Source organism: Mesorhizobium sp. M7A.F.Ca.AU.001.01.1.1, from assembly GCF_004022735.1.
Lineage (GTDB): Bacteria > Pseudomonadota > Alphaproteobacteria > Rhizobiales > Rhizobiaceae > Mesorhizobium > Mesorhizobium ciceri.
In genome coordinates this window covers 1-4490 of record NZ_RZPF01000559.1, presented here as the reverse complement: position 1 = coordinate 4490, position 4490 = coordinate 1, and the positions used below count along the sequence as shown (strand labels likewise).

Genomic DNA, 4490 nt, shown 5'->3' with positions numbered 1-4490 from the left:
GTCACCCTACAATCGTTGTTTATCTTTCTTTAAATCATTCATCCCAAATCAATCTTAAATTTTTGTTTATTGGTATATATTGGTCAAATGTTAATCCATCAAAATCAAAAGTAATCGATTCATCTTTTGCTATTCCCCTTAATTTTGACCCAAAATAGGATAACGAGCTCATTATAACCTTAAACTCACTCAATCCAGTCAACTTTATTCTTGATGTTACTTTCCCGTTTCTTATGAAGATTGCCTCTGTTTCATATAAATATTCTTCGCTTTTATTTTTATTGATTTTTGTTATTCCAAACTCAAATAAATCATCTGAGTTCAAAACTTCCAGCCTCTCCCGAAATAGAAATTTCATAGCTACATTTTCCATATTGGAAACGGCGGCAAGGGTTTCCCTGCCCTACAAGCGGCATATCTTTCACTGGCTATTGCCATACAAGCTGCATACCAATTTCTACCAGCTTTGGTTGTGCGCCCGCCACCACGCCCCGAGGATAGCAATTGGCACTGCGCCTCATCAGCGGCAAGCTGTTCCTCACAAGGGTCGTCATCCGGCGGCCCAGCTGGCGGCGGAGGCGGAGGCGTCGTACGCCGTTCCGACGGCATCGGGCAAGATTGTGGCCCTGGCTGCGGGGGGGGGACGTAAAACGCAGTCCAAGGGATTGCCACCCCAACACCACCATCGATTCCCTCCTGGACCTGGAACCCAATACAACCCGCTCGGATCCACCTTCATCAGCGGGCTGTTGCCGACATACGCCCACCTTGACGGCCCATTCGGCATACCGAGCGGATCGGGCTGCAGATAGCGCCCGATGGAAGCATCATAATGGCGGTGCCAATTGTAGGCGAGCCCCGTCTCGATCTGGAACTATTGGCCGGGGAAGCGCTGGTTGAGCGTCGCCGTGCCACTGATGCTACGCACCTCACCGTAAGGTAGATAGCTCGCCTGCCAGACGACATTGCGGCCCTGGTCGGTCATCATGACCGGCCGTTCGAGATGGTCAGTCAGCACGTAATAGAGCACCGGCGTGATGCCGGCGTCGGCGACCATCGCCAGCGGGCGGCCTTCGACCCAGATGTATTCGGTGACCAGCGCGCCGGACGCGTCATATTCGGCGATTACATTGCCGTCGAGGTCGTGCACCATGTGCAGCGTGGCCGACGAGGCGGCGATGGTGCGCGAGACCAGCCGCGACAGGTAGTCGTAGATGTAGGCGCCTGCCGTCGTGCCGTTCGTGGTGGCGCCCGAGAGCTGGCCGGCGGCATTGTAGCTGTAGGTCTTGGTGAGCTCCGGCGAGACGGTCGCGTCCTGCGTGACGTTGCCGGCAAGGTCCGACTGGAAGCCGCGGCTCGGTGCGCCGCCGGTGAGGATGCCGGTCAGCCGGTTGGAGCCGCCCTGAAGGCTGTAGGTATCGATAGAGGTGACGCCACCAATGGTTACGGTGCGCTGGGTGATGTTGCCGACACCGTCGATCGTATAGGTGAGGCTGCCCCACGGCCCATCGGCATTCTCGATGAAGCCGTTGGCCGTATAGGTGTAGGTCTCATTGTTGGCGGGGTTGATCCTCGATTGCCGTGAGATTGCGCTTGTCCTGGTATTGCAGCGGATGAGATCCTGGCCTGCTACCCAGGCGTTCAGATGCAGCGTCCGCCGTCGACCTCCAGCGCCACGCCGGTGATGAAGGCGGCTTCGTCCGAGGCCAGCCAGAGTGCGGCGTTGGCGATGTCGAGCGGCGTCGAGAGCCGGCCGAGCGGGATCGATGCGCGGAACTTCTCGCGGATTTCGGGTGTGTCGGCGCCCATGAATTTCTCCAGCATGCCGGTCTCGCCGGCAACCGGGCAGAGGCAGTTGACGCGGATGTTCTTCGGCGCCAGTTCCACCGCCATCGATTTGGTGGCGGTGATCGCCCAGCCTTTCGACGCATTGTACCAGGTGAGGCCGGGGCGCGGCCGCAGACCCGCGGTGGAGGCCGTGGTCAGGATGACGCCGCCGCCCTGCCGCTCCATGATCGGCACCACGGCGAGTGCCGCGTGATAGATCGCCTTCATGTTGACGGCGGTTATCAGGTCGAAGGTCTCCTCGTCGACATTGAGCATGTCGCCGTTGCGATGGGTGTAGCCGGCATTGTTGACCATGATGTCGATGCGGCCGAATGCGCTTTTGGCGGCATAGATCATCTCGTCGAATTCGGAGCGCAGCGAGACATCGGTCTGGGTCCAGATCGCCGCTTCGCCGATCTCGCCGGCGACGCGCTCCGCGCCCCTGGCGTTGAGATCGGCGACAACGACCCTGGCACCCTCCTGCGCAAAGCGCCTGGCGATGCCCTCGCCAAAACCGGACGCAGCACCGGTGATGACGGCAACCTTGTTTTCCAGACGCATGTTTTTCCCGCTCATGATTGATGACGATCAACCGGCGCGCCGATAGCGCACATCCGCGCGAACCCGTGGCTTCTGGCCGGATTGCTCGAAAGATGTGCGGCCATCGCCGATTTCTCCTTTGGCTTTCGCGTCGATCCCGCTCTATGCTGCAACTGCGAAGGCTTCCGGTGCCGCGCCTGTCGACAAGCCTCCGGGTCATCGGACTGTCAAGGGGCAGGCGCATACACCCAGATGTGACACCATGGCACTGGAAAATTTAAATCGATTAGATTATATCAGCCGCGTCACAGCGACCGGCGTCAGAGCGGACAGACCATGACCAGCCAGATCATCCCCGTCGATCCTTTCGACTTCATCATTTTCGGCGGCACCGGCGATCTGTCGGAGCGCAAGCTTCTGCCGTCGCTCTATTATCGCCAGCGCGACCATCAGTTTTCGGAGCCGACACGCATCATCGGCACCTCGCGCTCGAAGATGAGCGACGAAGAATTCCAGGCCTTCGCCAAGCAGGCGATCTCGGACCACGTCAAACCGGCCGACATCGACGCCAAGGAACTGAAGACCTTTCTGGCGCGGCTGTCCTACGTCTCCGCCGATGCGACGAGCGGCGCCGGCTTCGACAAGCTCAAGAAGGCGATCGGCGACAGCGACCGCATCCGCGCCTTCTACCTGGCGGTGGCGCCGGCGCTGTTCGGCGACATCTCGCACAAGCTGAAAGAGCACAATCTGATCACGCCGAACTCGCGCATCGTGCTGGAAAAGCCGATCGGCCGCGATCTCGATTCGGCACGCAAGCTCAACGACCTGGTCGGCGACGACTTCCACGAAAGCCAGATCTTCCGCATCGACCATTATCTCGGCAAGGAGACGGTGCAGAACCTGATGGCGCTGCGCTTTGCCAACGCGCTCTACGAACCGTTGTGGAATTCAGCCCATATCGACCATGTCCAGATCACCGTGGCCGAGACCGTCGGCCTGGAGGACCGCGTCACCTATTACGACAAGGCCGGCGCGCTGCGCGACATGGTGCAGAACCATATGCTGCAGCTCTTGTGCCTCGTCGCCATGGAAGCGCCGTCGTCGATGGATGCCGACGCCGTGCGCGACGAAAAGCTGAAGGTGCTGCGGGCACTGAAGCGCATCAACGGCAACGAAGCGCCGAAGCACACCGTGCGCGGGCAGTATCGCGCCGGGGCTTCGGCCGGCGGACCGGTGAAAGGCTATGTCGAGGAACTCGGCAAGGACAGCAACACCGAGACCTTCGTCGCCATCAAGGCCGAGATCGGCAATTGGCGCTGGTCGGGCGTTCCGTTCTATCTGCGTACCGGCAAACGGCTGGCGACGCGGGTTTCGGAAATCGTCATCGAATTCAAGCCGATCCCGCATTCGATCTTCGGCGACAGCGCCGGACCGATCTTCGCCAACCAGCTTGTCATCCGGCTGCAGCCGGACGAAGGCGTCAAGCAGTTCATCATGATCAAGGATCCGGGCCCGGGCGGCATGCGGCTGCGCCAGATTTCGCTCGACATGAGTTTCGCGCAGTCCTTCGACGGCCGCGCACCGGACGCCTATGAGCGGCTGATCATGGACGTCATCCGTGGCAACCAGACCCTGTTCATGCGCCGTGACGAAGTCGAGGCGGCGTGGAAATGGATCGACCCGATCCAGAATGCCTGGGAAAGTGCCAGGCAGGAGGCGCAGGGCTACACGGCGGGCACCTGGGGTCCATCGGCCTCGATAGCGCTGATCGAACGTGACGGGCGGACATGGCACGAGAGCAATTGAACAGCGCCGCCTACAGCTGGAACGGCTTCAGCGGGCGCCAGGAACTGGCGGCAGCCCTTGCCGGCCATGTTGCAGGCAGACTGACCAAGGCGATCGCCGAGCGCGGCACGGGGTTGCTCGCCGTCTCCGGCGGCACCACGCCGGCAAAATTCTTCGCCGCCCTTTCAGCGATACCCATCGCCTGGGACAAGGTGATCGTGACGCTGGTCGACGAGCGTTTCGTGCCGGCCTCCTCGCCACGCTCCAATGCCGGGCTGGTGGCCGCCAATCTGTTGCAGAACGCGGCCAAGGCGGCTCGTTTCGTGCCGCTCTATCAC

5 protein-coding genes are annotated in these 4490 nt (G+C 60.2%); 2 read left to right on the top strand and 3 right to left on the bottom strand.

Annotated features, from left to right (window positions below; all coding sequences use genetic code 11):
* Positions 1–34: 34 nt before the first annotated feature.
* The 3 genes from EN884_RS26995 to EN884_RS38760 form a co-directional block, all read right to left on the bottom strand.
* The gene (locus EN884_RS26995) at positions 35–358 is read right to left on the bottom strand and encodes a hypothetical protein (RefSeq protein ID WP_127224236.1); all 324 of its coding nucleotides are present in this window, start codon (positions 356–358) and stop codon (positions 35–37) included.
* A gap of 516 nt (positions 359–874) precedes the next feature.
* Positions 875–1153, bottom strand: a complete 279-nt coding sequence (locus tag EN884_RS38765; protein WP_063170067.1) for an RHS domain-containing protein — start codon at positions 1151–1153, stop codon at positions 875–877.
* A 488-nt stretch (positions 1154–1641) separates the two neighbouring features.
* Positions 1642–2388 (bottom strand): SDR family oxidoreductase, encoded by a 747-nt coding sequence (locus tag EN884_RS38760; protein ID WP_027162287.1) that lies wholly within the window; start codon positions 2386–2388, stop codon positions 1642–1644.
* 315 nt (positions 2389–2703) lie between these two features.
* Between EN884_RS38760 and zwf the strand changes: the two genes are divergently transcribed.
* Together zwf and EN884_RS26970 are read left to right on the top strand one after the other, a co-directional pair.
* Positions 2704–4173 carry a glucose-6-phosphate dehydrogenase gene (gene zwf / locus EN884_RS26975; protein ID WP_013530236.1) on the top strand — a complete coding sequence of 490 codons (1470 nt, stop codon included), beginning with the start codon at positions 2704–2706 and terminating at the stop codon, positions 4171–4173.
* Positions 4155–4490 (top strand): 6-phosphogluconolactonase (locus EN884_RS26970; protein ID WP_206617647.1); only part of this gene is annotated, 336 nt, incomplete at its 3' end. The genes zwf and EN884_RS26970, both read left to right, overlap by 19 nt.